Source organism: Eggerthia catenaformis OT 569 = DSM 20559, assembly GCF_000340375.1.
GTDB lineage: Bacteria > Bacillota_I > Bacilli_A > Erysipelotrichales > Coprobacillaceae > Eggerthia > Eggerthia catenaformis.
Window position 1 is genome coordinate 1,796 of the sequence record NZ_KB446652.1, and the last position, 1,222, is coordinate 3,017.

The 1,222-nt window shown below is 34.8% G+C and carries 1 protein-coding gene and 1 pseudogene; both read left to right on the forward strand.

The features are described from left to right. On the forward strand, positions 1-753 hold a 753-nt coding region (locus HMPREF9943_RS09495; RefSeq protein WP_004804428.1), incomplete at its 5' end, for a VirD4-like conjugal transfer protein, CD1115 family. A 164-nt stretch (positions 754-917) separates the two neighbouring features. After that, a pseudogene (locus HMPREF9943_RS09505) lies at positions 918-1,222 on the forward strand (hypothetical protein); the annotation flags it as partial.

Here is a 1,222-nt window from a genome sequence, read left to right on the forward strand (position 1 = left end):
CCATTTGATATTAGGGAACTTAGGGACTTGATGAGTGAAGATGAACTTGAGCTTGATACACTCGGAGATAGAAAAACGGCACTCTTTGTTATTATCTCTGATACTGATGATACCTTTAACTTTGTAGTATCCATTATGTACTCACAACTTTTTAATCTCTTATGTGATAAGGCAGATGATGTATATGGCGGACGATTACCTGTCCATGTGAGATGCTTGCTTGATGAATTTGCAAACATCGGCTTAATTCCAAAGTTTGAGAAACTTATAGCAACAATCCGTTCCAGAGAAATATCAGCAAGTATCATACTTCAAGCACAATCTCAGTTAAAGGCAATCTATAAGGATAATGCCGATACAATCGTAGGTAACTGTGATAGTACCTTGTTTCTTGGTGGCAAGGAGAAAACTACACTAAAAGAATTGTCTGAAACACTGGGAAAAGAAACGATAGATTTATATAACACATCGGAAACAAGGAGTAATCAAAAGAGCTTTGGACTTAATTACCAAAAGACAGGTAAGGAGCTTATGAGCCAAGATGAGATTACTGTAATGGACGGTAGCAAATGTATCTTTCAGCTTAGAGGTGTCAGACCTTTTCTTTCAGATAAATTCGATATTACAAAGCACAAGAATTATAAGCTACTTGAAGATTATGATAAGAAGAATTTGTTTGATATAGAAAGTTACATGAAGCGAAAAGGAAAAGCAAAATTAAATAGAGAAACGGTTATTACAAGAATGCAGTAAGTCTTAAAAAGATTTGCTGTTTTTTTTATTCAAAATCAGGAGGCAAGATGATAAGGATCAGAAGTCCCACTAAGAAAAAACTAAATAGAAAGAGTATCAGCGATTGGAAAAGTAATACTTCCGGTCGCTTTTTTTATTGAAATGAAAAGGAGAAATTTAAAAAGATGAAACAAGAAATGATTAACATCAACGCCAACTTAGTGGCGGAACCTACTTTCTCAAACTTTGAAAAAGACGGAGAAACGGTAGAAGTTGCAAACTTCACGCTTGTAAAAAAGTACGGTAAAGGCAAGGAGTACATCAACTGTGCAGCCTATGGAGAAAAAGCTGAGAAAGCAAAGGACTTTGAAAAAGGCGATTTAATTCATATCTTTGGTTACTTTAAGAAGCGTGAAAAAGAGGGAAAGACTTACAAAAACTTTGTAGTGAAGTCCTACAACAAAATTGAAAAGAAAGAAGAAAATGAGGA